The organism is Dactylosporangium darangshiense (assembly GCF_039537565.1).
Taxonomy (GTDB): Bacteria; Actinomycetota; Actinomycetes; order Mycobacteriales; family Micromonosporaceae; genus Dactylosporangium; species Dactylosporangium darangshiense.
In genome coordinates, this window is the sequence record NZ_BAABAT010000048.1 from 1 (window position 1) to 25,153 (window position 25,153).

Below are 25,153 nucleotides of genomic sequence, written 5' to 3' on the forward strand. Positions count from 1 at the left end.
AGACTTCCCTCGACCATCGAGCGCACCGGCAACCCGGCCGGTCACTCCCACACGCCCTGACCCGCGTCCAAGATCATCGGGCTGGACCGGCCGGGCACCGAGACCTCGTCGGTGGATCAGGGCTCAGACGCCATCTCCATGAGAAAGCGACATCTTCATGCGCGCGCTAGCAGCATCAGGTTGGTCGCCAGCTTCGCGGTCAGGGCATGGGACGGGGAGTCGTATCGCCGGATCGAGCCGGACACGGCCGCTGCATTCCGGCGACACGGTCGATGAGTCGACGTAGACGGTGTCACCGCCGATGGCGGACCGCAGCTCCCCGAGCGCCACCGCCCGGACCGCCGCGTCGTCGGCCAGCATCGTGATCGCGACGTCGGCCCCACCGACCGCGTCGCCGATGTCCCGCGCCTCCCGGCCACCGTCGGCCACGACCTCTCCGGCCTTGCCGGGCGAGCGGTTCCATACCGTCACCCGGTGACCTCCGGCGAGCAGCCGACCGGCGATGGCGCGGCCCATCCGCCCCACGCCGAGCACCGTGACATCCATCGTGCCTCCCGTTCCCGCTCGTGGCTGAGTGTTGCCAGTGCCCAGCCAACCGTCCCGGTGCGGGATTGCCCTCACCCGGCGAGGAGCGGCATATGCCTGAAGCCGTTGTCCTGCAACGATCGCAGCAAGGCGATGCCCTCGACCCGGTTGACGGAAGTCTGGAGAGACCCCCGTCCTTCCAGGTCAGGGGGCACATCCCCGATACCCACCTCAACCCGCGATGTCAATGTTCGTCCGCGGGTCGAACCTAAGAGTCAGCTGAAGACCTCGGCGGCGGTCGGTATGCGACGGTTTAATGCGGATTCTCCGCCTACGGCGCTAGCTGCCGACAGCGCCACCATGGCATCGGTGATGGCGGCGAACCGGTGGAGGTGCGCGTCGAGCACTTCCCGGGCGGCATCGGTGTCGGGGATCCGGCCTTGTTCCAGCACGAAGCTCAGCCCGTACGGATTGCCGTTGAGGACGTTGAGCCTCGCACTGGCGACGCTCGGCGGGACGAGGATGCAGCCCCAGGCGGCACCGACGGCATTGAGCTCGTCCACGACACGCTCCTGGCCGGCGTGAGCGAATGCGGAGGTCGCCATCGCAGTGAAGGTCTTGTTCAGGTAGCTGCCGGCGACCGCAGCATCGTGATGCGCGTCAATAAATGCCTTGATCGAGGCCGACAGCAGTCCGGTGTGTGACTGCGAACTGAGGACGAACCCGTCCGCCCAGGCCAGGTCGTCCGCCGAGACGGCCTTCACGCCGTCCGCTGCTGGCTGGACAGCACCAGGAAAGGCGACCTCGGGGACGCGCCGGACCCGGACCTCGGCGCCCGTGGCGCCGAGGGCGGAGGCGGCGAGACCGGCGAGCATGGCGTTCGCACCGGACAGGCTCGAGTAGACGATCAGGATGCGGGCCATGCCGTCACCCCTTGGCCTTGGACCGGTCGTACCAGATCACCGGCGCCGGCCTGTCGTCGAGCGGCAACGACTCGACGAACTGCGTCGTCACGTCGAGGTGGTCGGCGACCACCTTGGCCGGGTTCGAGGCCAGCCACTTGTTGGCGGAGATGTCCGAGTACTCCGGGTACTTGAAGACCTCGATGAAGATCAGCTTTTCGTCGCCGGTGTTCTGCACGTAGTGACCGGCCACGAGCGGCACGATGCCGATGTCGCCGGCCGTGTAGTCGAAGGTGCGGGCGAGTCCGTTCGAGTCGAAGATCGTCATCCGTGCGTTGCCCCGGATGTAGTACTGCCACTCCGCAGCCTTCGGGTGCCAGTGCAACTCGCGCATACCGCCCGGCTCGACCTCGACGATCGCCGCGGAGATGGTCTTGGCGGCCGGGAATACGTTCACGTCGATGATCCGCACGCGTCCCGCCTCGGACTCGATCGGTTCGACGTCTTCCATGTGCAGGGTGAACGGTGAGGGCACTTTGCCCGCCGGCGCTGGCCGGTCGACCTCGGACATGGGGCCTGGCAGGTCGGCTCGGAAGATGTACTTTTCGGCCTTGGGAAGGCTGCTGATCTCGGCGACAGTCTTCTTGAGGTTCGCGGCTACGACATCCTGCGGCGTGTGGGCGAACCAGTCGGACAAGAGGAACGTGAAGTTCTCGGAGAAGTCCGGGTCGCTGAATACCAGCAGGAACTCGACGCCGTCCTCCAGGCCCTGGATCGAGTGAGGAAGCCCAGCTTCGAAGTTCCAGAGGTCGCCCGCCTTGACCTCGTCGATGAACGACCGGCCATGCTCGTCGATCGCCGTCAGGCGGCAACTGCCGACGAGCACGAGACCCCACTCGGCCTCCTTGTGCCAGTGCAGTTCGCGATAGGCCCCCGGCTCGAGGGCCATGTTCACCCCGGCGACGTCGAGCGACGCCGGGATCTCTCGATTGGTGACCTCACGGGCCCAGCCCCCGTCCTGCAGGCGCTGGTGAGCGTCGGAGAACGAGTACTTCATGTTGGCCATCGTGCCGCTGTCGGTAGCCGGCGGCACAAGGATGTCCGGGTTCTGCTTGTCCCGCAAGATGTCCCGCGGGCCGAGATCGAGCCAGCCCTTGCCGTCGGACGCTCTGATTGGGTGAGGAACGCTTTCGATGACGGTCACGTTGTCTCCTCCCGCTCACAGACGATGAATCCTCGTCGAGCGCGATACCCGGGGCCGGTTGCTTCACGCACGAGGACCGCGGCTCTCTGCGGCGAATCGTTGGGCGGTCTCTCGCTGAACCACTCCGGCGCGCCGAGGCGTGGGCGGGGCATGGCGATGCCGGCCCGGTGCCCCCCGGTTGGTGGCAACCCGCGTTCCCACGGATCGGTTCCGGTAGGCTCAGAATCGTGCTCGAGCAAACACCGAGGACCGCTTCTGCCCTCGAGTTCGGGATGACCGCGTGGTCAGCGTTGAACCCGTTCGGCGAGCCGACCGCCTTCGTCCTCGTGCATCCGACTTCGGCGTACGACGACGGAACGTTCTCGGATACGATCGCGGCCCTAGGGCTGAAGCGGCTGGACGCAGGCGCGGAGATGCTGCCGATCGGGACCGACGTGCTCTACGCGTCGTTGCGCGCGTTGCAGGTCGATCTCTGCACATCCGCCGGAGTGTGGCTCAGCCACCACGTCACCGATGACTGGACCGCGAACGCCGTTGGCCGGCGCTACATCGTGCTCGCAATTGGCACGGCGCCGCTTGCTGCCGATGCCGATGCCGACGCGGTTTCTGCCTACCTGGCGGACCGCGCGAGCGTGCACACCGCGCTCGTCAGGATTCGGGTGCGGCTCGACCAGAGCTGAGCGCGTCGCGATCGCCGGGCGGGCCCCCGGCTGCAGCTCACGAGGGGTACTTCGCCAGGATGCCTGCGCCCACGGTCAGCGCGGACTCGAACGCTGCGAACACGTCCTGGGGTGCCGGCACCACTGCGCGCGACGGTGCCGCGTCGAGGTGGAACGTTCTCACCGCCTCTGATCCGAGCAATGCCTTGAGATCGCTGGCCGTGGCCGAGAAATTCAGGCCGTTACCGGGCTCGTAGGCATGCGTGGCGTGCGTTCGGCCGTCGGCGGCGAGCACCGACGCCTCGACCCGCAGGATCCGCCGGTCACCTCCCTCATACACCTCGGCCGACCCGTGGCTCCACGGCCTGAGTACCCGCGTGGGCGGCGCCAGGTCGGCGACGGGGTCGGTCGGTTCCGCGTGCGACGCGCCGGGTTCCAGCCGCGCTTCGAATACTGCGTGCACTCGCCCAGCCTCCGCCGCGGACCCCAGTGCGATCCGAAGCCGGACGCGATGTCGCGTACGGTTCGTCAGCTCGAGTGCGGTGTCAGTGAGCCGGACGTGGATGACATCGGAGGCGCGAATGCCGCCGAGCGGGCCGGTTGAGGTCGGTCGGCCCGTGGCCGGCGCTGGCCGCGCCCGGCTGTTGACCCTCTCCTGGTCCGCGAGGCTCGTCTCCACCCCGAACGCCACCTCGACCATCCTCGCGACCTGCCGCGCGACTGCGGGGGAGTACCGGGCCTGCGCGGCGTCGAAGATCAGCACAATGTCGGCGTCGGGGTGGGCTGGGATGACGTTCGCGGCATCGGCCGAGCCTGGGGGGACGGGGACGACAATGGCGGCCGGGCGGGAGACGAACCCGTGCAGTGAACGCTCAGGACGAGGCTCACCCCGCTCCCGCCACTGCGTGGCCGCGGCCCGGGCCGCCGCGCGCGCGGGCAGGCTCGGCTGGTCGGCGGACCCTTGCGCGCCGCGACCGTTGACGTGCTCGACCCGGCGACCGGATGCGGCCGCGAGCGCTGCACCGACGTACAACTCGTACGAGGAGACCGACTCCGCGGGTGAGAGCACCGCGATCGGCCCGGGCCGCGGAGCCGAGGCAGCCGGAATCACCACGAGCGCCAGCGGTCTCACGGCGGATGCGGTAGCCGAAGCCTCCGTTGCCGCAGCGAGCCACCGGGCGCCCTCCCCGCGCCACGCACGCGGATCCCGCCCTCGGTCGCTGATAACCACGAGCGCGCCGCGTTCCGCGCCCAGGTCGATCGCGGCAGCGAGGTCCGGGAGCGGATGCGAACCTTCGCCGGCCGGCGGTCGATTCGTGGTACCGATAGCATCGCCGTCGACCGATATCCCGAGCGCGCTGAGCCGACTGACGTCGGCGGCGTCGAGGTGAACCGACGGCGCGACGACAGCGGTGGTCCCCATGCGGGCAGCCTAGCGACGGGCGGATCCTGCGTGCCCTCGAACCACGCAATACCACCCCCTGCGGGAACCGCTTCGACGGCGCCACGTCGATCCACGCGCAAGGGCCATCATGCGGTCGCGGGAGGCATGGGGGCGGCCCTGCAGGGTAGGGCGCTGGCCATGGCAGACGACAGCTCCATCGGCCGCTGGAGCGCCGGGCGGCGCGCCGTCCGAGTCGGCTGTGAACCTCGCCGACGGCTGAGCCCGGTAGCTGGAGCGAGACTTCGGCTTGGCGAACCCTCGTGCGTCTCCTTCGGGTCGCGCGACGCCAGCAACGGCGGCTCACCCCGATCCCCGCGATCAGCGACGTCAGCCGCAGCGTGCGCCGCGCCCGCCGCGCAGCCAACTGCGGCACCTGCTCCCTGAACGTCCGCCTTGCGCACGCGGTGTTGCGGCAGGCCAGATCGACGCGCACCGCCGGAACCCTGCCGCACCATGATCAGCGAACTTCGATCACCCCAGTCACCACCGTCTTTGCGCCAGAGCCGTTAACTTGACACGCCCGCCGCTGATCCGACCAACGAAGCCAGAGGTCATGCTCGGTGGCCGCCGTGGTCAGCGCAGGATGCCGGTGTGACCGAGGGAGTACCGGCCGGGCTGCGGCCAGAAGCATAGCCCGTGCGGCTGGGCGCCGACCTTGATCCGGGCGAGCAGGTGCCCGTCGTCCGTGGAGATGGCGTAGACCTCGCCATTGTACCGGCCGGAAAGCCACAGGACCTTGCCGTCCGCCGAGACCCCGCCCATGTCCGGGCTGCCGCCGCCGGGGATCTGCCACTTGGCGATGAGGGTGCCGGTGGCAAAGTCGAGGACCGACACCGAACCCTCGCCCCGGTTGGCGATGTAGAGGCGCTTCGAGTCGCGGCTGACGTACAGACCGTGCGCGCCGGCACCGGTCGGCAGGAACATCCGCACGGTGAACGCGTCCCCGTCGAGGATCCACACGCCGGAGGTGTGCATGTCGGCGACGTACCAGGTGCGCCCGTCCGGGGTGATCTTGACGTCCTGCGGCATCGCCCCGTCGCGTGGCAGGTGCAACTGGCCGACCACCTCCTGACGCTGGACGTCCACCTTGATCAGGTCGCCGGAGAACTCGCAGGTCGCGATGAAGTAGCGGCCGTCGGCCGAGAAGTCGGCGTGGTTCACCCCGGAGCAGTTGACCGGCACCGATCGCACGATCGCCATCGTGTGCGGGTCCCGGAAGTCGATGCGGTGCAGCAGCTCCGCCATGACCATCGCGAACCTGCCGTCGGGGGTGAAGTACAGGTTGTACGGGTTTTCGACCGGGACGGGGGTGCCGAACGCACCGGTCGCCGGGTCGATCGGGGTCAGTGTGTTGCCGTCGTTGTTGTTCACCCACAGCGTGCGCAGGTCCCAGGCCGGCACGACGTGCTGCGGTGCGTTGCCGACCTTGACCGTCTGGATGACCTTGTACGTCGCCGGGTCGATGACGGAGACGGTGTCGCTGCCGAGGTTCGGCACGTACACCCGGACGGGGTCGTTCCTGACCGCGTCGGCGAGCGCGCCGGGCCGGTCGGCGGCGTAGACGTCGTGCGGGTCGAGCAGCGGCGGCATGCCGGGCAGCGCGGCGCCCGGCGCGGTGGTCCCGCCCGCACTCCCGGGCGGCTGGGAGGTGGCCATGCCGGGCATGCTCATTCCGGGCATGGCCTCTAGCGTGTGGTGGTCGCCAGGGCCCGCGCTGTTCGGTGCGGGCTTGGAAGAACACGCACCCAGCAGCAGCGCGGCGGCGGTGAGTGCGGCGAGCGCATCGGAGCGAAGGTACCTGGGCGCCATCAGCCGACCAGCTCGCCCATCATGACGGGACGCGGACCCAGCATGCTGGCGGTGACAGTCCCGAAATGCCAGAAATAGAGACCCACGATTGATCCGTCCTGTATGCCTTGCAGGGTATTGCGTACCACGGCGGCCGCCACCGGATCCGGGTAATCGAGCGAGTTGACGCCGCAAGATGGGCCGTGGCAAGTCAGCGGGTCTACGCGGGGCCGGCGACGGGCACGGTGCCCGTCGCTGCCCCGGGCCCTCCCAACGCCGGATGGGCCGGCAGAGACACCGGAAACGGCCCTCTGACTGGCGCAGGGGGTTACGGCGCTGCGGCGGCCTCCGGGGGCAAGTCGAACATGCGGTCCATCCCGGCGCCGCTCACCAGCACCGGCCGCAGCTGGTGCCGGTAGACCTTCTCTGTCACGATCGTTCTGGCATGTCTGACAAAGATCGGCAATCTGTTGGACGGTCAGCACATTCGATGCCTACGGGGGCGCGCATGGCACACGGCACGGAGCAGACCGCAGTCATCGTTCCCGTCGAGGCGGCCGAGCCGCTCGTTGGCCGGTTCCGGGCCGCCTACGACCCAGCCGCTGGCTGGGGCGTCGGCGCGCACGTGACGGTCCTGTTCCCGTTCGTGCCGCCGGACGCGCTCGACGCCGCCGCGCTGGCGGACCTGGCCGCCGCCGTCGCGTCGGTGCCACGGTTCACCGCCACGCTGACCGCCGCCCGCTGGTTCGACGAGCGCGTGCTGTGGCTGGCCCCGGAGCCGGCCGAAGGGTTCCGGGCGCTTACCGCCGCCGTTTGGGCGCGGTTCCCGGACTACCCGCCGTACGGGGGGCAACATGCCGAGGTGATCCCGCATCTAACGGTCGGCGACAGCGCGCCCGTCGACCGGCTGCGCGCCGCGCAGGCCGCGATCGAGCCGCTGCTGCCGGTCCCGTTCGCGGTGTCATCGGCCCGACTGATCCGGGGCCGCGCCGCGCCGGACTCCTGGACGACGGTCGCTGAGCTGTCACTGGCCGGCTGAGGTCAGTCCTCGAGCCATGCGGTGGGCCGTGATCGCTGGAACGGAGGGGGCGAACAGGGGTCACCGGAGCGAACAGCCGATGACGATGACGACGGGGCGACGGCGTTACCGCGCGTGGGGCGTGCGCATTCCGGTGCCCGGCCTGCCGAGCCCGCAATCCCTAGCGGGGAGAGGAAGCGTCTTGTCTTCGTGGATGTGCGTCTGCGGGAACCCGATCAGGGACAAAGAGGCGCCGAACCCCAACGCGTTCCGGCTGTACTCCGATGCCGAGCTGGACGACGCGCTCGGAGAGGTCGAGGACGTGGTCAGGGGCGAGGCGCCGGCGCCGGCCGACCAGTTCTGGGTGCGCGACCGGTTCTCGCCTCTGGCCGGGGTCGGGCCGCTCCGGCTAAACGATCTTTCTCGGGGTCAAGGTGAGGGTTCGGTTGCCTTGCGCCACAAGCGGAGGGCTCGGTGTCGGACGGGTTGGGGTTGTCGGGGGGAGTCCTTCAGGGCTTGGAGGGCGTCGATCAACTCAGTCGAGGGGTATCCGGCTTCCAGCCATGCGAGTGCGAGCCCGGCCCAGTAGCCGCTCCAGCAGCCCAGCGCGTATCGCAGCACGGCCGGCAGCACGCCGTTATCAGCGTCAGCACCGGCGATTGCCTCGGTCACGACGTCCTGCGGCTTTTGCAGTAGGGGCATAAGCCATAGCAGGTGGTCGTAAGCGAGCCACACAGTGTGCGCTGGCCAGACCGTTTCGTCCTCTGTCCAAATGATCCAGCTGCCGTGGGCGTCCACGCCGAGGATGAGCCCGCGGTCGTTGATGGCGATGACCGGGCGTTCGTCTCGGTTGTCAGGGTTGAGGTCGGACGTCACGTGGTCATCGTGCCGTACTGCGGGTCCCTCGGGCTTGCGGACCTTGTAGCGGGCGATGGGCTTGGTGGTGGTGCGGGGGACTGTCGGGCTCCAGTTGATCCATTACGGATCAGCGTCAGATGATGCGTGACAGCTCCGGCTAGGCGATCTTGGAACGTGTCGACGCCGCCAACTTCGTCGTCGGTCGGTCGTTCTCTATGAGCGTTCCCCGTTGTTGGTGCTATGCCGCGTCGGGCAGATTGTGACTGTGGATGCCCAGCAGGTTCGCCAGGAGGTTGTGCGGCTGCTCCGCGAGGTGCCGCGCGCACCGGAGCAACCGTTTCCTGGCGGTGCTGACGATCTGGAGCTGGCCGACCTCGAACGCCGGCTCGGTGAGCCGATCCCATCTGTCCTCGCCGACTGGCTGCAGGTTTGCAAGGGCGAGGCTATCGGGCCGGGTGGCGTATACGGGGCGCGGTTCGGCCTGGACCCGAACGACGTGGCAGCGCGACGCGCAGCCCATCCGTCCTGGCGGGAGCAGGGCTGGCTGCCAGTCGCCGGTGACGGGTGCGGCAACACGTACGTTCTCAGCACACGAGGTCCGTTGATCGGCAGCGTCGGGTTCGTCGACGGCAGCGAGCCCGATGACATGGCCTATGTCGTGGCAAGTGACCTCTGGCGGTTCCTGTGGTTTCTCTTCAGGGCCGAGACCGGCGACCGGCGTTGGCCCTTCGATCAGCACTCGGTGCTCGCTGCCGACCCGGCGTTGGCGGCACTACCGGGCGAACTGATGCCATGGGCGGGATCAGCGTGAGCTGACCGCCGTGATGGTTCGGGTTTACGGACCTTGAATCGGGCGATCGCCTTCGTGGCGGTCCGGGCGACCTCGGCGACGAGTTGGCCGCCGTCGAAGTGTCACGCATCAACCCACCGCCGCCATGACGAACACCAGGGCTACCAGTACCAGCGCACGCCGCACCTCCGCTGGCGCGATGCCCCGCAGCACAGCCCAGCGCCTGCGGGTCGGCCAGTACAACTCCGGCTCGACGGACTGTAGCCGCGAACCGCAGCTGCGGTTCGGGGCAGCTCAGGGGCAACGCGCCCCGGACGGCCCCCGGACACCACGCCGAACCGACGCCAACCACGGCCGCGAGCAGCGCGTATAGACGAATCAGCAGGCCCGGAGAGCGCTTGGGCATCGCTAGTTCACGTCTGAAGCTTCCGCGTGACCGGCCAGCACCGATCTTGCCGCTCGGAATGATGTGCCGAGACAGCTGCCGGGCCTGCCGGGATGGTCGACGTTGGGCACCCGTCAGCGTGGTGACGGTCAGTGCGCTGGTGTGGTACTCATCGACGTAGATGCTGCGATAATGGGAGTTGGCTGGGATGGATGCGGATCTGGCGTTGGCGGTCGTGCCGTACGTGACGGCCGCGATCGGGGCGTATGGCACCGCGGTGGTGGACCGCGCCCGCGACGCAGCCGCGGACGCCACGGCCGACGCGATGGTCGGTCTAGGCAGGCGCTTGCTTTGCCGGTTCCTGCGCCATGACGGATCGTCGGTCGCGGTGGGTGCTGCGGTGCAGGATGTGGCGGAGGACCTGCAGGACCCGGACCGGGTCGCGGCGCTGCGGTCGCAACTGCGCAAGGCATTGGCGGCCGACCCGCAGTTGGCCGCCGAGGTGGCCGCGTTGCTGCCTGGTACGGCGATGACCGCGGCCGGACCGCGGTCGGTGACGGTGCAGCACAACACCGGCGTCGTGCAGACCGGCGACGGCAGCACCGCGTGGCAGGGACGCGCGTAGACGTGCCCGACCAGGACAGCGCTGCGCCGGCAGCAGGCCCGGCCGTGCCCGGGTTGGTGAACGTGCCGGGGCAACGCGCGGCCAACGTCGAACACAACACCGGGATCGTGCAGACCGGCGACGGTGCGCAGGCCCGGCAGTTCAACGGGCCGGTGACGTTGGGATCGCCAGCGGCGGTGGACGCCCCTGCCGGCGGTTTGGTGGCTCTGCCCAAGCCGGCGGCGCGGACATTCGTCGGCCGTGACGCACAGTTGGACGAGCTGGATCGGCTCGTCCGTGCCGGGGCCGGAGTGGTGGCCCAGGCGGTACACGGCTTGGGCGGAGTCGGTAAAAGCGAGCTGGCGTTGCAGTACGCCACCGCGCACCGGGCCGAGTACCGGCTGGTGTGGTGGGTGCTCGCGGACAGCCCGGAGGCGATCGAGACGGGGTTGGCCGAGTTGGCGTTCAGGCTGCATCCGGACGTGCAGGTGATCGCCAACCAGGCGGAGGCGGCCGGTTGGGCGCTGGTGTGGCTGCAAAGCCACGACGGGTGGCTGCTGGTGCTGGACAACGTCGAGCACCGCCACCACGTCGCACGGTTGCTCGGCCAGTTGAGCCGCGGCCATGTGTTGATCACGACGCGGCGGGATGTGGGCTGGGAAGACATCACCGACGGCTGTCTGCGCCTGGAGGTGCTCAACCCGGCCGACGCGGCGGCGTTGCTCACCCGGCTGTCCGGGCAAACCGATCCGGGCACCGCCGGGGTGCTGGCCGGGGAGTTGGGGTGCCTGCCGCTCGCATTGCAGCAGGCCGGAGCCTATCTGCGGCAGACCCGCACCCCAATGAGCGACTATCTGCGCCAGCTGCGCGGCGACCCGGAGCGGGTCTTGGCCGCGGTAGCCGCTGGCGACGGCAACGGCGCGCAGCGTGCGGTAGCCCGCACCTGGTCGGTCACCATCGACATGATCGCTGAGCAAAGCCCGATGGCGGTACGGCTGCTGCAGGTGTTGGCCTGCTACGCCCCCGACGACCTCCCCCGCGACGTGCTTACCCCCGTCGCCGAACCCGGCGCCGCTGATGGGGCGTTGGGTGTGCTGGCGTCGTACAACATGATCACCCTGACCGGCCAGGCGGTCACCACACACCGGCTGGTCCAGGCGATCACCATGAGCCAGCTGCGGCAACCAGTTCCCGACGCCCCATCCGGCGACAACCACGCCGCCAAGCTTGCCCGCCCACCAAAACAGGACGCTCAGGACCTGCGGACGGACACCCTGCGCATCGCGGTCGAGCTCCTGCGCCAAGCAGTCCCGCCCGGTCATCCGGCCACCGCCTTGGCCGGATGGCCCCGATGGGCGGCGCTGAGCCCGCACGTGGCGGCCCTGGCAGACCAGTGCCCCGACCACATCGGCGGCCTTGACCTGGCCTGGCTGTTCGGGCAGACCGCCCTCTTCGAGCGGGCGCAAGGCCGCCACCGGCAGGCGCTGATACAGCAACAGCGGGCGCTGGCCATAACCGAGAACGCCCTCGGCCCCGACCACCCCGACACGGCCACCAGGCTGGACAAGCTCGCGATGACCCTGTGGGCGCTGGGTCGGGCCGGTGACGCCGAACCACTGGTGCGCCGGGCCTTGGCCATCACCGAGAACGCCCTCGGCCCCGAGCACCCCGACGCGGCCACCAGGCTGAGCAACCTCGCCAGAACCCTGTGGACGCTGGGCCGGGCCGGCGACGCCGAACCGCTGCAGCGCCGGGCCTTGGCCATCACCGAGAACACCCTCGGCCCCGACCACCCCCACATGGCCACCAGGCTGGACAACCTCGGGATCACCCTGTGGACGCTGGGCCGGGCCCGTGACGCCGAACCGCTGCAGCGCCGGGCCTTGGCCATCACCGAGAACGCCCTCGGCCCCGACCATCCCGACACGGCCGACAGGCTGGACAACCTCGGGATCACCCTGTCGGCGCTGGGCCGGGCCGGTGACGCCGAACCGCTGCAGCGCCGGGCCTTGGCCATCACCGAGAACACCTTCGGCCCCGACCACCCCGACATGGCCGACAAGCTGGACACCCTCGCGGACAGTCTGTCGGCGCTGGGCCGGACCGAAGACGCCGAACAGCTGCAACGCCGAGCCGCGGCGATCCGTGAGGTCCAGTAACGATGACGAGCCGTACAGCAGCGAAGTACAGCAGCCAAACCGTCCCACACCGGACAGCCCCAGCCTGACGGAGCCTCCTGACCTAGGACAGAACCCCATCACGCCATCCGGCCGACAGTTCGCATCGAGATGACCCGGGTGATCCCCCGGTGGGAGAAATCTGGGAGGCGATCTTGCGAGAACGCTGCCCGGGCGCCTCACTGACCCGTTGCCGGACAACGGGAATGGGTACTGTGCATCATCTCTCGTGCCGCCCCGACGACGAATGAGCACCGATCCTCACCGCCATTCGTCGGCACCGAGACGGGCCCGCTCGTACAGCGACGACGGCAAAGGGATAACGGGGTTCCCGGGCTGGCTCGCCGAATCTGGCGAAGGGCCGAACTCGGCGCCCACCCCCGTGAGGTCGACGGGCTGGCGCAGCTGTTCGGGGACGTGGCCGACCAGTGGCCGCATCGCCTCGAGGGCGGCAATGATCTCCCTGCCGACCTGGATGGTGGGCCGCATAGCGTCGGCACGGACGAGGATGCCGCGCTGGCTGTACCACGCAACAAGCGGTTTGGTCGCCTGGTGGTACAGCTCCAGCCAATCGCGGATGACGTCCACGGTGTCCTGACAGCGTTCGAGAGCGGCTCGCGAGACTAGGCGCCGAATCAGTTCCTCGTCGTCGACCCCCAGGTGTAGCGCGACGTTCGCGGTCATCCCCAGGTGCAGCGCAATCTTGTAGGCCTCCCGTGCCTGGCGCAGCGTGCGCGGCATACCTTCGAGCAGGTACTCGCCGCCCGCTCTGGCCGCCGTGAGCTCCCGGCGGGCCAGGTCCAGCACAAGCTCGTCGGGTACCACCTCCCCACGGCTCAGGTGAACCTGCGCGGCACGACCAAGATCCGTGCGCCGGGCGACGTGATCGCGCAGCAACTCGCCCATCGCGATGTGCGGGATGTTGAAGTGGGCGGCGATCACCGCGCCCAACATCCTCTTACCAACACCAGATGGCGCGATCATCAGTATCCGCATCTCGTGTCTCCCTCCCGCAGGGGCGACTGCTTCGGCGTCCGTGCCACCGGCGCCAACCCGGCTCATCGGCGACTCGGCCGGTCGAGTGGGCTCTGGCGGTCCTTGCCCGGAGGTCCACGGCGCTATCGGCGACTGCGACGACCCGAGCGTGGCAGTCGGTGGGCAGCGTGCCGCGGACGGGGCACGCAATACTCGAGATCGGACTGTGGCCATACATGCATGGTGTGACGACCACCGGCCCTGGCGCATGTGTCAAGTGACTGCATCGGAGGCGGCGTTGTGAGGCACCTCCGGCTCGTCCGACCATAAGGCCGTCCGTCCCTGATGACGCTATGGATGCAGTCGTGTGACCCATGCCCGGAGCCTCCTGCGGCAAGCAGCATTCGGATCGGCGCACCGAAACGGTCCGCGACGAACGACTGCACAGGAGACACCCCATGCGGCTGCTGCTGATCGCCCCGCCCGGAGCCGGGAAGGGAACCCAGGGTTCCCGAATCGCCGCCCACTTCGGCATTCCACACATCGCCATCGGCGATCTTCTGCGAAGCCACGTCGCACGAGGCACAGACCTCGGTCATGCCGTGCAGCGCCACCTGGACTGCGGGTCGCTGGTGCCGGACGAGATCGTGCTGGAGATGGTCCGGGAGGCGTTCATCGCGGCCAAGACCGCCGGCCTGGGCTACGTCCTTGACGGTTACCCGAGGACCTCGGCACAGGCGGAGACGTTGTCCCGGATGGCGGCCGAGCTCGGGATGGCCCCCGACGTCGCGCTGCACCTGCGGGCCGATGACGATGAAGTGGTACGGCGGCTGCTTGCACGAGCCGCGACCGAGCACCGCCAGGACGACACAGAGCCCGTGATCCGGCGGCGGCTGGCGCTCTACCACCAGGTGACGAGTCCGGTCCTGGACTGGTACGCGCTGGACGGCATTCTGCTCCCCGTCGACGGCATGCGCACCCCCGACGAGGTCACCACGACAATCCTCGATGCACTCGAGGTCGTCGAGGCAATGCCGAGCATCGACCTGGCGGATCCGGTGGCCGCCGCTACCGGCGCGTGCGTGGACTTTGTGCGCTCGACTCCAATCACGGCCATACGCTTCCCCTTTGCGGGACACGGGATTACCAGGCCCAGCGGGGATGCTCTTGCCGAAAAGCCCTTCGCGCACCGGCTCTCACCAATGCGGACCAGGATTCGGCAGGAGCAGCGCCAGCGGCGCGCCGCAGCGTATGGAGATCCTCCCAATGTGGTCATGTGACCCATGCCGGATGCTGTTCGCCGTCGCACGATCGCTATGTGAACACGGGACCGGCGATCCTCGCACGGTGACCGTTGCCGACTCTTCCAACCTATCCATCACAGTCTTTCCAACAGACGTCATCGGACGGGGAAGTCGATGAAATCAGCGTTTGTAGCAGAGCTGGTGGGGCGCACGGCCGCACTGGGACAGATCGACGCACTCTTTGCCGGCCACCGCCCGATCGGGCCCGGCCTGCTGCTGCGCGGCGACCCGGGGGTGGGCAAGACCGCGCTGCTGGACGCCGCGGCGGCCCGCGCCGAGGCGGCCGGGATGCGGGTGCTACGGGCGTCCGGGGCGCAGTTCGAGGCCGAGATCGGCTTCTCGACGCTGCATCAGATGCTCGACCCGCTTCGTGAGTGCGCCGACCGGCTGTCCGACCGTCATCGCGACGCCCTGCACCAGGTCTTCGACCTAGCGCCGGGGTCGTCGCCGGACCCGCTGGTGGTCACGGCGGTGCTGGCCCTGCTTCGCGGGGTTGCGGCCGGCCGTCCGCTGCTGGTGATCGTCGACGACGTGCCAGGCATCGACCGCGCCAGCGCGACCGTGCTGGCGTTCGCCGCTCGCCGCATCGGCGATGACCCGATCGTGTTCCTGGCCGCCGCGCGCACCGGTGCCGGCAGCTGCTTCGACCAGGTCGGGTTCCGCGAACGGCAGATCGGGCCGCTGGCCAGCCAGCCCGCGACCAGCCTGCTGGACGCCCGCTGGCCGGGGCTGGCGCCGACGGTACGGCGGCGGCTGCTCGACGAGGCCGCCGGCAACCCGCTCGTGCTGCGGGAACTCCCCGGCGTGCTGACCGACCGGCAGCGCTGCGGCCAGGATCCGCTGCCCGCCTTCCTGCCTCTGCATGGGCGGCTGGAGGGGATCGTCGCCGCCGGGGTGCGGACCCTGCCCGCACCGGGGCGGCAGGTCCTGCTGCTGGCCGCGCTGGAACCGGATGCGAGCCCGGCCACCATCCGCGCGGCGGCGCAGGGCCGTGCCGACGTCGACGACCTGGCCCCGGCCCAGCAGGCCGGCCTCGTCCGCATGGATGCGGTCACCGGCCCTGTGGTGTTTCGGCACCCGCTCATCCGCTCGGCGATCGTGCAGGCATCCTCGCCCGGTGAGCGCCGCGCAGCGCACCAGGCCCTGGCCGCCGCCCTGGCCGGTGACCCGGAGCGGCGGGCGTGGCACCTGGCCGAGGCCGCGACCGGACCGGACGAGGCGGTGGCCCGGGCGCTGGACGAGGCGGCCCTGGCCGCCTGGCGGCGCGGCGACCCGTCCGCCGCCTCGGCCGGGACGTTGAACCAGACGACCGTCGGCGACCGGCGTGGCGGCGCGGCCGCCGCGGTGACGTTGAAGGTGCGCGCCGGTGAACTCAGCTCGCACCCGGCCGGCCGGTCCCGCCGACTGGTCGAGGCCGCCTACCTCGCGGTCATGACCGGTCAGCTCGACCAGGCGCCACGGTTGTTGGCCGACGCCGGGCAGGCCCCGGACACGCCGACCGGGCTGGTCTTCGCCGCCACGGCCCACCTCCTCACGCACGGTGAGGGCGACGTCGAGGCCGCCCACCAGTTGCTGGCCCGGGCGCTCGACGACGTCGCCGACACCGCCAAGACCACCAACGACTGGGACTCCCGCTGGATCCTGCACGCGTTGCTGGCCGTCAGCATCTACGCCGGCCGACCGGAGCCGTGGGAACTGCTCAACACCGCACTGGCCCGGTTCGCCCCGGAGGCGGCAACCGCGTTTCGGCTGTGCTACGACGCGTACGTCGACCCCGCCCGCACCGCCGACACGGTCCGGGAGGGCCTCGCCCACGCCTTCGCGGCCCTGCCCGCCGACCCGTCACCCTGGCCGGTCGTCCCCCTGACCTGGGCGGCCGTCGGAGTGGAGGCCCTGTCCGACTACCGTTACCTGGTCCGCCGCGTGGTCGAACGAGAACGCGACAGCGGCGCGATCACCATGGTCATGGCCGGGTTGCTGCTGCTGTGCATCGACGCTTACGGCCACGGGCAGTGGGACGAGGCCGAGAACCTGGCCGGGGAGGGGCTGGACCTGGCGGAGGCCTACGGCCACCACCTTGTCCAGGGGCAGCTTCGGTGTCATCTGGCATACATCGAGGCCGCCCGCGGCAACGTGGACCGGGCTCGGGTCCTGGCCGATGAGATCACCACCTGGGCGGCGCCCCGCGGCGTCGGGCTGCCGGAGGCGTACGCCCGGCGGGTTCGCACCCTCGCAGCGCTGGGCCAGAGCGACTACGAGGAAGCCTACGTACAGGCGGCACGAGTCAACCCGCCCGGTGCGCCCAGCGCCGGCGTCCCCGGCCGCCTACTGATCATGGACCTGGTCGAGGCGGCCGTGCGCACCGGGCGGACGGAGGAGGCCCGCGCGCACGTCGCCGCCGCCCAGCAGGCCGGCATCTCCCGCGTCTCCACCCGCTCGGCGCTGATCATCGCCGGGGCCGCGGCCCTGGCCGCGGCCGACGATGCAGCCGGCCGGCTGTTCGAGGCGGCCCTGTCCCTGCCCGAGGCCGACCGGTGGCCGTTCGAACAGGCCCGCATCCAACTCGCCTACGGACAGTGGCTCCGCCGCACCCGCGACACCACCCGAGCCCGCCTGTACCTGCGCGCCGCTCTGGACACCCTCGACCGGATGGGCGCCCGACCCTGGGCGCAGCGGGCCCGCGACGAACTGCGCGCCACCGGAGTCGCCACCGCCAGCACGAGGCCCGACACCCGAACCGTCGCATTGACCGCGCAGGAGCGGCAGATCGCCACGCTGGCGGCCACCGGCCTGACCAACAAACAGATCGCCCAGCAGCTGTTCCTGTCCCACCGCACGGTCGGCGCACACCTGCACCGGATCTTCCCCAAACTCGGCATCACCTCACGCGTCGCCCTCCGCGCCGCCCTGGAGACCATCACACCCGACGAACACGACCACGCCCCACAGCCGGCGTCCTAACCGAACATCAAGACGGCCGGCGAAGCCCATCCATGAGTGGCCCGTCGCCGCGCGGAAGGACGCTCAGGTCGAAGTAGCCGAGGCGGTCAGCCGCGCAGTTCGCGGTACCGGCGCAACAGGAGACCCTCGCGCAGGGCCCAGGGACAGACGTCCAGGGTGCGCAGGTCCAAGGCCTCCATCACGGTCACGGCAGTGACCGCGCCGGCGAGCAGCTGCCGGGCGCGGGCGGCGGCGACGCCGGGCAGGTTGGCGCGCTGCAGCGGGCTCATGTCGGCCAGGCGCGGCACCCAGCGGCGAAGGGCGCGCCGGCTGAGGTGGTCGCCCTCGCCGGTCAGGCCGGCGAGCTGCTTGAAGGTCTTCGACGTGCCGATGACACGGTCGGGGCGAGGGTGGCCGGCGAGCTCGGCGGCGACGGGGCGCACGGCCGCGCGGACGTGGCGGCGGACGCGCTCGACGGCGTTGCGGGCGGCCGGGTGCTCCGGCAGGAAGCGCCGGGTGAGCAGGCCGGCGCCGATCGGCAGCGACACCGCGAGGTCCGGGTGCTCGCCGCCGTCGCCGGATGCGATCTCCATCGACATGCCGCCGATGTCGAGCAGCAGCAGGCCTTCGCCGCCGGCATTGCCGGCGAGCCAGCGGCGCACGGCCAGGAACGTGACCCGGGCCTCGTCCTCGCCGCTGAGGGAGCGCAGCTCGACGCCGGTCGCCTCGCGCACGCGCCGGCGGATCTCGGCGTTGTTGGTGGCGTCGCGGATCGTCGCGGTCGCGAGGGGGATGAGGTCCTTGGCGCTGTGCTGCCGGTACGCCTCGACGGTGCAGGCCACGGCCCGCACCACGCGCTCGACGCCGTCGGGGGTGAGCGCGCCGTCGGGCGTGACGGACTCGGCGAGCAGCGTCGGTGCCTTGAGCCGGAAGACCGGCAGCGGCGGCTTGTGCGAGCGCGCCTCGACGATCTGCAGGTGCGCAGAGTTGGAACCGACGTCGAGCACGGCCAATCGCACGGGCAAAGCCTCCCCCGGAAAACCTCAACGGTAGTTGAGACCGGCGGCCCCGTACCCCGAGTTGTCGTGATGGAAACAGTAACGGCGCGCACCGTCAAGGTGCGCGCCGTTACCTTTCCTTTACGCCAGGATGCCCGAGGGCGCCTGGGCGTAGCCGGCGGGGCGGGTCGTGAACGTGCCCCGGCCCTGCGTGCGGCTGCGCAGCCGCGTCGCGTAGCCGAACAGCTCCGCGAGGGGCACGACGGCGGTGACGACGACCGTGCCGCCGCGCGTGGTCGAGCCGGTGACCCGGCCGCGGCGGGCGGCGAGGTCGCCGAGCACGCCGCCGACCATGTCGTCGGGGACGGTCACGGTGGCCTCCACGACGGGCTCCAGGAGTACCATTTCGGACTCCTGGAACGCCTGCTGGAGCGCCTCCCGCCCGGCGAGGCGGAAGGCCAGGTCCGAGGAGTCCTTCTCGTGCATCCGGCCGTCGGTGAGCGTCACCTTCACGCCGGTCACCGGGTAGCCGCCGACCGGGCCGGACGCGAGGGCGTCGCGGCAGCCGTCCTCGACCGCCCGCACGTACTCCTTGGACACGTGCCCGCCGACCACTGTGGACTCGAACACGAGCTCCTCACCGTCCACAGGGGACACGTCGATCTGGACGTGGGCGAACAGGCCCGCGCCGCCGCGCTGGTGCACCAGGCGGTACAGCAGCCCGCTCACGCCGCGCACGAGGGTCTCGCGATAGGCGACCTGCGGGCGGCCGACGGCGATCTGCAGGCCGTTGCCGCTCTGGCGCATCTTCTCCACCGCCACCTCCAGGTGCAGCTCGCCCATGCCGCTGAGCACGGTCTGGCCGGTCTCGGCGTCGCTGGTGACGACCAGCGACGGGTCCTCCTCGACCAGGCGGGCCAGCGCCACGGCGAGGCGGCCCGCGTCGGCGCGGCTCTTCGCCTCGACCGCCACGGAGACGACGGGCGTCGCCGTGGACGGCGGCTCGAGCACGAGCCGGTGGCCCGGGTCGCACAGCGTCTCGCCGGTGCGAGCGTGCTTGAGCCCGACCACCGCGACGATGTCGCCCGCGACCGCGCGGTCCACGTCCGTGTGCCGGTCGGCCTGGACGTGCAGGATGCGCGAGACGCGCTCGGTCTCGTCGGCGTTCGGCTCGTACACCGCCGTGCCCTTGCGCAGCGTGCCGGAGTACACCCGCAGGTAGGTGAGCCGCCCGGTCGCGGCCGAGTGCACCTTGAACACCAGCGCCGCGAGCGGGGCATCCGGGTCGGCCGGGCGCCCGTCCGCGACCGGGGGCATGTCCAGCGGCGAGGGCAGGTACGCCACCACCGCGTCGAGGAGCTCCTCGATGCCCTTGTCCTTGTACGCCGAGCCGCCCAGCACGACGACCGCGGTGCCGGCGAGGGTCAGCTCGCGCAGCGCCCGTCGCAGCGTCTCGCGGCTCAGCGTGCCGGTCTCGACGTACTCCTCCAATGCCCCGCTGTGCAGCTCGGCGACCTGCTCGACCAGCGCCGCCGACCGGGCCGACACCTCGGTCAGGTCGGTCATGCCGGCGAATGCGGCCTCGGCGCCGATGGGCTCCTGCACCACGAGCGGCGTGACGTGCAGCCGGTCGCGGATGGAGGCCACGGCGGCGTCGAAGTCCGCGCCCGCCCGGTCGAGCTTGTTCACGAACGCGATCCGCGGCACGCCGTACCGGTCCGCCTGCCGCCACACCGACTCGCTCTGCGGCTCGACGCCGGCGACGCCGTCGAACACGGCGACCGCGCCGTCGAGAACGCGCAGCGAGCGCTCGACCTCGTCGGCGAAGTCGACGTGGCCGGGCGTGTCGATCAGGTTGATCCGGTGGCCGGCCCAGTCGACACTGACCGCGGCGGCGAAGATGGTGATGCCGCGGTCGCGTTCCTGGGCGTCGAAGTCGGTGACGGTGGTGCCGTCGTGGACCTCGCCCTGCTTGTAGGTCGCGCCGGTCGCGAACAGGATCCGCTCGGTGGTCGTGGTCTTGCCCGCGTCCACGTGGGCCAGGATGCCGATGTTGCGGACGCGCTCGAGTTCGTTACGCACTGTTGCCCCTTCACGGGCTCGTCACTTCGGACTGGACAGCGCGATTCGCCCCGCGGGCTGGAGCTCAGCCGGGCGCGGGACGCCCCAGTGCCGCCGCGCGAGCGGACACCGGGAGGAACGAAGACACGCGGATCACCTCGTGCTGCGAGCGGGGAACGACGACAGCTGTGCGGTACTGCACGGCCGGCTCCCTCCACTCGACGAGATTGTCTACGCCAACCCTAGCGTCGCGGCGCAAGCCTTTATTCCATCGGCGTTACAGCTTCAGGCCGAGGTACGTCAGCGGGCCCGGGTCGGGCACCTCGAGGACGTGGAAGCCGAGCCGGTCGTAGAAGGCGCGGGCGGGCGTGTTGGTCGTGACCATGCCCAGGTGCACGCCGGGCACGCCACGCTCGCGCAGCGCGGCGACGAACGCGTCGATGAGCGCCCGGCCGTGCCCGGCGCGCTGGTGCGCGGGCAGCAAGTCGATGTGCAGGTGCGCGGGGTAGCCGGCCAGCTCCGGCACGACCATGCGCTCGGGCCAGTGCAGCAGGTGCGCCATCACCTCGTCGGGCGTGCCGGGCTCGCCGGCCGGCGCCGGATACCGGCCGGCGACGAGCGGCAGCCACTCGTCGCGGAACCGCTTGACGAACCCCGCCGTGTCGGTCGTGCCCAGGACATAGCCGACGGCCGCGCCGCCGTCGTCGACGACGAACGCGAGGTCGGGTTCGAGGTGCGTGTACGGGTGGGCGAAGATGTCCGGCAGGACGTCCGGGTCGGCGTAGGAGCCCGACGCGTCCTGCCCCGCGTCGGCGGTGCGGATGCAGATGTCGTGGACGGCGTCGCGGTCGGCCGAGCGGTACGAGCGGATCATGAACCCATCATGCCCGCCGCCGGATCGCGGCGCAGGACGAGGACGACTCACCGGTTCACCTGCGCGGTCACCCGCCGCCCTGCGACGCTTCGCACATGCTCCTGGTGGCGATCCCGTGCGCGCTCGCGGCGGCCTGCGGCTACGGCGCGGCGACGGCCGTCGAGCACGCCGCCGCCTCCGGCCGCGAGGGCCGCGACCTGGTCCGGGACCGGCGCTGGCGGCTCGGGATGGCGCTGGACGGCGTGGCGGCGCTGCTGCAGGTGGTCGCGCTGTCGACCGGGCCGGTGATCCTGGTGCAGCCGTGCCTGCTGCTGGCGCTGCCGGTGTCGCTACTGGTGGCGTGGCGGCTGGGCGCGCACCGGCCGGCGGCGGTGCAGTACCGTGCCTGCGGCCTGATCTTCGCCGGCGTGGCCGCGTTCTTCCTGCTGATCGGCGATCCCGGCGACGCGGACCCGCTGCGGTTGCGCACCAGCCTGGCGACGGCGGCGACGCTGCTGGCCACGGCGGCGGTGGTGCTGTCGGCGGCCCGGCGATGGGGGCAGCGGACCCGGGCGGCCGCCTGCGGGTTGATCGCGGGTGCCTGCACGGGCCTGGCCGCCGTGCTGCTCGACGCCGTCGCCGCCTCCTGGCAGCGCCTCGGCCGGGGCGCGCTTACGGACCCGGACGCCCTGGTGGCGACGGCGCTGCTGGTTCCGGCCGCGGCGGCGGGCGTGGTCCTGCTGCAGCTGGCGTTGCGCGTCGACGGCCTCGGCGTCGGCTACCCGGCCGACGTCATCGCCAACCCGATCACCGCCGTGGTGCTCGGCGCGCTGCTGCTGCACGAGGAGATCCCGCACTCGCCGCGCGACGCGGTCGGGTTCGTGGTGTGCCTGGGTGTGATCGTGGCCGGCACGGCGCTGCTGGCGACCCACCGCCCGGTGCGACCAGCGGCGGCGGCCCGAGCTCACTCGGGCGCGCCGCCGAAGTAGGCGCCCGGCGAGACGCCGAGCGCGGCGCGGAACGCGGCGATGAACGCGCTCGGGGTGCCGTAGCCGACGCGGCGGGACACGACCGAGACGGGCGTGTGCGCGGCGAGCAGGAACAGGGCGGCGCGCAGGCGGGCGTTGGTGCGCCAGCGGCCGAAGCTCAGGCCGGTCTCCGCCGTGAACGCCCGGGCCAGGGTGCGCCCGCTCGCGCCGGCCTCGCGGCCCCAGGCGGCCAGCCCGCGGGCGTCGGACGGGTCGGCCAGGATCGCCCGCGCCACCGCGAGGGCGCGCTCGTCGGCCGGCATCGGCACCTCGAGGGTCGCCGCGCTGACCGGGCGCAGCACGTCGAGCAGGACCGCCTCGGCGCGCCGCCGGGCGTCCCCGCGCAGGGCCGGGTCCGTCAGGTACGCGGCCAGCTCCCGCAGCAGCGACGTGACCGCGACGACGGTGGGCGCGCTCCAGCCGTGCGGGGAGCGGTCGATGTGCACGGCCCGGAAGACCGCGGGCCCGCTGACGTCCACGGCGTGCTCGACGCCGGCGGGGATCCACAGCGCGCGGGTCGACGGCAGCACCCACGCGCCCGCCCCGGTGGAGATCGACACCGTGCCCTCGGTGGCCCAGGACAGCTGGTGCACGGGGTGCACGTGCGGCGCGAAGCGCATCCCGTGCGCCATCGTGAAGTCGCCGACCATGATCGCCGGATGTCCTGATTTCGACATCACCTGGCACGATAGCAGCTGGTGGTCAGGACCGGTGATCACTAGCGTCGATTGCATGAACCTGCTGCACAACCGGCTGTGCAAGTCGGCGAAGTGGTACGAGACGGTCGAGCACCATCTGCTGCCGTGGGCGCTGCGCGACGTGGCGCTGGACGGGCGGCTGCTGGAGATCGGGCCCGGATTCGGCGCGACGACGCGGGTGCTGGCCCGCGGCAGCGAAGCGATGACCGCGGTGGAGGTCAACCCGAAGCTCGCCGAACGCCTGCGCCGCAACGTCCCTGGCAGTGTCACCGTGCTGGAGGGCGACGGCGCCGCGATGCCGCTGCCGGACGCCTCCTTCGACGCGGTCGTGTGCTTCACGATGCTGCACCACGTGCCGTCGGCCGAGCACCAGGACCGGCTGTTCGCCGAGGCGCGGCGGGTGCTCGCGCCGGGCGGGGTGTTCGCCGGCAGCGACAGCCTGCCGACGCCGCGGTTCCGGCTGCTGCACATCGGCGACATCATGGTGCCGCTGGACCCGGCGACGCTGCCGCAGCGGCTGGAGCGCGCCGGGTTCACCGGGGTGCAGGTGACCACCAAGGACAACCGGGTGACGTTCCGCGCCGCGGCGGGCTGACCCTCAGCCGGACCGCTGCGCGGCGGGGACCTGCGGCGCGCCGGTGTCCAGCGGTACCGCCTGACCTTCCACGAGCCCGAGCTGCACGCCCGGCCGGGCGCTCACGGCGGTGATGAGCCAGTCGGTGGCGGTGCGCAGCCGGTTGGCCGGCAGCGCGGCGAGGTGGTAGCCGCGGGTCACGGCGCGGGCCAGGGGCCCGGACAGCGGCACGTGCAGCGGGTCGGCGGCGGCCTGCCAGCCGCCGAGGTCGACGACGAAGCCGAGGTCGCGGTGGCGGTACCGCCGCGGCTGACCGATGCCGTAGGACGCCGCGATGTTGTCGGCGACGAGCCGGCCCTGCCGGATGGCGTGCTGTGCGGTCAGCGCCGTGTACCGGGCCGGGCGATGCAGGTCGGGCACCGCGGCGCCGTCGCCGCAGCCGAAGATCTCCGGGTGGCCGGGGACGTTGAGGTGCGCGTCGACGCGCAGCCGGCCCTCGTCGGTCGGCAGCCCGGCCTGCTCGACGAGCGGGTCGGGGCGCACCCCGACGCACCACACCAGCGTGCGCGAGGGCACGAACCGGTCGTCGGTGAGGCGCACCCCGTCGGCGGTCGCCTCGCGCACCGACGTGCCGAGGTGCACGTCGATGCCGCGGCCGCGCAGCACCCGTTCGGCCGCCTCCGACATGCGCGCGTGCATGCCCGGCAGCACCTGGTCCGCGGTGTCCAGCAGCAGCCACCGCGGCGGCGTGCCGCGCAGCCGCGGGTGCCGGGCGGCGATGTCGGCGGTGAGCAGCTGGCCCTGCGCGGTGACCTCGGTGCCGGTGTACCCGGCGCCGACGACGACGAACGTCATGCGCGCCGCGCGCTCGGCCGGGTCGTCGGTCTCGTCGGCGAGCTCGACCTGGCGGACGAGGTGGTCGCGCAGGTACAGCGCCTCCGGTATCCCGCGGAACCCGTGCGCGTTCTCCGCGACGCCGGGGATCGGCAGCAGCTTGTTGACGCTGCCGGCGGCGAGGACCAGCCGGTGGTACCCCAGCGTGCCGCGTTCGCCCTCCGGCCCGGCGTAGGAGACGGTCCGCGCCGCCGTGTCCACCCCGTCGACCTCGCCCAGCACGAGGCGCACCCCGGGCAGCGTGTCCTGCAGCGGCACGCTGATCGCCCGCGGGTCGATCACCCCGCCGGCCACCTCGGGCAGCAGCGGCAGGTACAGGAAGTAGTCGGTCGGGTTGACCACCACGACGTCGGCGGCGCCGCGGGAGCGCCGCAGCAGCCGCCGCGCGGCCTGGTACCCGGCGAACCCGGCCCCGACGACGACGATCCGCGGCCGGTGGTGTGCGCGTGCATGCATCCCCGCCACGTACCCAGG

The 25,153-nt window shown here is 71.3% G+C and carries 22 protein-coding genes and 1 pseudogene; 9 read left to right on the plus strand and 14 right to left on the minus strand.

Translation table 11 applies throughout. The annotated features are described in order from the left end of the window. Positions 1-123 precede the first annotated feature (123 nt). The 3 genes from ABD901_RS47740 to ABD901_RS47750 all read right to left on the minus strand — a co-directional run bounded on the left by ABD901_RS47740 (position 124) and on the right by ABD901_RS47750 (position 2,631). The gene (locus tag ABD901_RS47740; protein ID WP_345138887.1) at positions 124-546 is read right to left on the minus strand and encodes an NAD(P)-binding domain-containing protein; all 423 of its coding nucleotides are present in this window, start codon (positions 544-546) and stop codon (positions 124-126) included. A 254-nt stretch (positions 547-800) separates the two neighbouring features. Further along, positions 801-1,448 carry a flavodoxin family protein gene (locus ABD901_RS47745; protein ID WP_345138890.1) on the minus strand — a complete coding sequence of 216 codons (648 nt, stop codon included), beginning with the start codon at positions 1,446-1,448 and terminating at the stop codon, positions 801-803. 4 nt (positions 1,449-1,452) lie between these two features. Next, positions 1,453-2,631, minus strand: coding sequence for a cupin domain-containing protein (locus ABD901_RS47750; RefSeq protein WP_345138893.1), 1,179 nt, complete (start codon positions 2,629-2,631; stop codon positions 1,453-1,455). Positions 2,632-2,858: 227 nt separating this feature from the next. Here ABD901_RS47750 and ABD901_RS47755 point away from each other — a divergent pair, with 227 nt between their 5' ends. Further along, positions 2,859-3,311, plus strand: coding sequence for a hypothetical protein (locus ABD901_RS47755; protein WP_345138895.1), 453 nt, complete (start codon positions 2,859-2,861; stop codon positions 3,309-3,311). A gap of 37 nt (positions 3,312-3,348) precedes the next feature. On the opposite strand, the gene ABD901_RS47760 is transcribed toward ABD901_RS47755, so the two are convergent. From ABD901_RS47760 to ABD901_RS47775, 4 genes and pseudogenes are all read right to left on the minus strand, one after another. After that, on the minus strand, positions 3,349-4,713 hold the full coding sequence (locus ABD901_RS47760; RefSeq protein WP_345138898.1) for a hypothetical protein: 1,365 nt from the start codon (positions 4,711-4,713) through the stop codon (positions 3,349-3,351). 594 nt (positions 4,714-5,307) lie between these two features. After that, on the minus strand, positions 5,308-6,543 hold the full coding sequence (locus tag ABD901_RS47765) for a YVTN family beta-propeller repeat protein (RefSeq protein ID WP_345138901.1): 1,236 nt from the start codon (positions 6,541-6,543) through the stop codon (positions 5,308-5,310). After that, entirely contained in the window at positions 6,543-6,683 is a 141-nt protein-coding gene (locus tag ABD901_RS47770; RefSeq protein ID WP_345138912.1) for a hypothetical protein, read from the minus strand. The genes ABD901_RS47765 and ABD901_RS47770 overlap by 1 nt, the downstream gene beginning before the upstream one ends. Before the next feature lie 167 nt (positions 6,684-6,850). Beyond that, a pseudogene (locus ABD901_RS47775) lies at positions 6,851-7,004 on the minus strand (site-specific integrase); the annotation flags it as partial. Positions 7,005-7,030: 26 nt separating this feature from the next. Here ABD901_RS47775 and ABD901_RS47780 point away from each other — a divergent pair. Continuing rightward, a complete protein-coding gene (locus ABD901_RS47780) occupies positions 7,031-7,561 on the plus strand; it encodes a 2'-5' RNA ligase family protein (protein ID WP_345138915.1) in 531 nt (176 codons plus the stop codon). A 408-nt stretch (positions 7,562-7,969) separates the two neighbouring features. On the opposite strand, the gene ABD901_RS47785 is transcribed toward ABD901_RS47780, so the two are convergent. Then, entirely contained in the window at positions 7,970-8,416 is a 447-nt protein-coding gene (locus tag ABD901_RS47785; RefSeq protein WP_345138922.1) for a hypothetical protein, read from the minus strand. Between the two features lie 247 nt (positions 8,417-8,663). Here ABD901_RS47785 and ABD901_RS47790 point away from each other — a divergent pair, with 247 nt between their 5' ends. From ABD901_RS47790 to ABD901_RS47800, 3 genes are all read left to right on the plus strand, one after another. Beyond that, positions 8,664-9,209 (plus strand): SMI1/KNR4 family protein, encoded by a 546-nt coding sequence (locus ABD901_RS47790; RefSeq protein ID WP_345138927.1) that lies wholly within the window; start codon positions 8,664-8,666, stop codon positions 9,207-9,209. Between the two features lie 572 nt (positions 9,210-9,781). Further along, positions 9,782-10,198, plus strand: coding sequence for a hypothetical protein (locus tag ABD901_RS47795; RefSeq protein ID WP_345138932.1), 417 nt, complete (start codon positions 9,782-9,784; stop codon positions 10,196-10,198). Between the two features lie 44 nt (positions 10,199-10,242). Continuing rightward, positions 10,243-12,336, plus strand: coding sequence for a tetratricopeptide repeat protein (locus ABD901_RS47800; protein WP_345138935.1), 2,094 nt, complete (start codon positions 10,243-10,245; stop codon positions 12,334-12,336). Positions 12,337-12,615: 279 nt separating this feature from the next. Here ABD901_RS47800 and ABD901_RS47805 read toward each other — a convergent pair whose 3' ends face one another. Next, positions 12,616-13,350 (minus strand): adenylate kinase family protein, encoded by a 735-nt coding sequence (locus tag ABD901_RS47805; protein WP_345138938.1) that lies wholly within the window; start codon positions 13,348-13,350, stop codon positions 12,616-12,618. Between the two features lie 437 nt (positions 13,351-13,787). Here ABD901_RS47805 and ABD901_RS47810 point away from each other — a divergent pair, with 437 nt between their 5' ends. After that, entirely contained in the window at positions 13,788-14,609 is an 822-nt protein-coding gene (locus tag ABD901_RS47810; RefSeq protein WP_345138953.1) for an adenylate kinase, read from the plus strand. 138 nt (positions 14,610-14,747) lie between these two features. Further along, complete coding sequence (locus tag ABD901_RS47815) at positions 14,748-17,594, plus strand: LuxR C-terminal-related transcriptional regulator (protein ID WP_345138957.1); 2,847 nt, start codon at positions 14,748-14,750, stop codon at positions 17,592-17,594. A gap of 86 nt (positions 17,595-17,680) precedes the next feature. On the opposite strand, the gene ABD901_RS47820 is transcribed toward ABD901_RS47815, so the two are convergent. The 3 genes from ABD901_RS47820 to ABD901_RS47830 all read right to left on the minus strand — a co-directional run bounded on the left by ABD901_RS47820 (position 17,681) and on the right by ABD901_RS47830 (position 21,506). Then, positions 17,681-18,592, minus strand: coding sequence for a Ppx/GppA phosphatase family protein (locus ABD901_RS47820; protein ID WP_345138960.1), 912 nt, complete (start codon positions 18,590-18,592; stop codon positions 17,681-17,683). Positions 18,593-18,712: 120 nt separating this feature from the next. After that, positions 18,713-20,653, minus strand: coding sequence for an elongation factor G (locus ABD901_RS47825; protein WP_345138963.1), 1,941 nt, complete (start codon positions 20,651-20,653; stop codon positions 18,713-18,715). A gap of 256 nt (positions 20,654-20,909) precedes the next feature. Then, complete coding sequence (locus ABD901_RS47830; protein WP_345138966.1) at positions 20,910-21,506, minus strand: GNAT family N-acetyltransferase; 597 nt, start codon at positions 21,504-21,506, stop codon at positions 20,910-20,912. Between the two features lie 95 nt (positions 21,507-21,601). On the opposite strand from ABD901_RS47830, the gene ABD901_RS47835 reads away from it, so the two are divergent. Then, positions 21,602-22,474, plus strand: a complete 873-nt coding sequence (locus tag ABD901_RS47835; RefSeq protein WP_345138968.1) for a DMT family transporter — start codon at positions 21,602-21,604, stop codon at positions 22,472-22,474. Here ABD901_RS47835 and ABD901_RS47840 read toward each other — a convergent pair. Beyond that, the gene (locus ABD901_RS47840; protein WP_345138971.1) at positions 22,450-23,190 is read right to left on the minus strand and encodes an AraC family transcriptional regulator; all 741 of its coding nucleotides are present in this window, start codon (positions 23,188-23,190) and stop codon (positions 22,450-22,452) included. The two genes, ABD901_RS47835 and ABD901_RS47840, sit on opposite strands and share 25 nt — an antisense overlap. Positions 23,191-23,245: 55 nt before the next feature. Here ABD901_RS47840 and ABD901_RS47845 point away from each other — a divergent pair, with 55 nt between their 5' ends. Then, positions 23,246-23,806 carry a class I SAM-dependent methyltransferase gene (locus tag ABD901_RS47845; protein WP_345138974.1) on the plus strand — a complete coding sequence of 187 codons (561 nt, stop codon included), beginning with the start codon at positions 23,246-23,248 and terminating at the stop codon, positions 23,804-23,806. Positions 23,807-23,809: 3 nt separating this feature from the next. On the opposite strand, the gene ABD901_RS47850 is transcribed toward ABD901_RS47845, so the two are convergent. Further along, positions 23,810-25,135 (minus strand): NAD(P)/FAD-dependent oxidoreductase, encoded by a 1,326-nt coding sequence (locus ABD901_RS47850; protein WP_345138978.1) that lies wholly within the window; start codon positions 25,133-25,135, stop codon positions 23,810-23,812. Positions 25,136-25,153 lie beyond the last annotated feature (18 nt).

Excerpts from the sequence above, each read along its gene's own strand:
- ABD901_RS47740 (WP_345138887.1), bottom strand. The coding sequence starts at position 546 with ATGGATGTCACGGTGCTCGGCGTGGGGCGGATGGGCCGCGCCATCGCC.
- ABD901_RS47745 (WP_345138890.1), bottom strand. The coding sequence starts at position 1,448 with ATGGCCCGCATCCTGATCGTCTACTCGAGCCTGTCCGGTGCGAACGCC.
- ABD901_RS47760 (WP_345138898.1), bottom strand. The coding sequence starts at position 4,713 with ATGGGGACCACCGCTGTCGTCGCGCCGTCGGTTCACCTCGACGCCGCC.
- ABD901_RS47765 (WP_345138901.1), bottom strand. The coding sequence starts at position 6,543 with ATGGCGCCCAGGTACCTTCGCTCCGATGCGCTCGCCGCACTCACCGCC.
- ABD901_RS47780 (WP_345138915.1), top strand. The coding sequence starts at position 7,031 with ATGGCACACGGCACGGAGCAGACCGCAGTCATCGTTCCCGTCGAGGCG.
- ABD901_RS47795 (WP_345138932.1), top strand. The coding sequence starts at position 9,782 with ATGGATGCGGATCTGGCGTTGGCGGTCGTGCCGTACGTGACGGCCGCG.
- ABD901_RS47805 (WP_345138938.1), bottom strand. The coding sequence starts at position 13,350 with ATGCGGATACTGATGATCGCGCCATCTGGTGTTGGTAAGAGGATGTTG.
- ABD901_RS47810 (WP_345138953.1), top strand. The coding sequence starts at position 13,788 with ATGCGGCTGCTGCTGATCGCCCCGCCCGGAGCCGGGAAGGGAACCCAG.
- ABD901_RS47815 (WP_345138957.1), top strand. The coding sequence starts at position 14,748 with ATGAAATCAGCGTTTGTAGCAGAGCTGGTGGGGCGCACGGCCGCACTG.
- ABD901_RS47830 (WP_345138966.1), bottom strand. The coding sequence starts at position 21,506 with ATGATCCGCTCGTACCGCTCGGCCGACCGCGACGCCGTCCACGACATC.
- ABD901_RS47835 (WP_345138968.1), top strand. The coding sequence starts at position 21,602 with ATGCTCCTGGTGGCGATCCCGTGCGCGCTCGCGGCGGCCTGCGGCTAC.
- ABD901_RS47840 (WP_345138971.1), bottom strand. The coding sequence starts at position 23,190 with ATGTCGAAATCAGGACATCCGGCGATCATGGTCGGCGACTTCACGATG.
- ABD901_RS47845 (WP_345138974.1), top strand. The coding sequence starts at position 23,246 with ATGAACCTGCTGCACAACCGGCTGTGCAAGTCGGCGAAGTGGTACGAG.
- ABD901_RS47850 (WP_345138978.1), bottom strand. The coding sequence starts at position 25,135 with ATGCATGCACGCGCACACCACCGGCCGCGGATCGTCGTCGTCGGGGCC.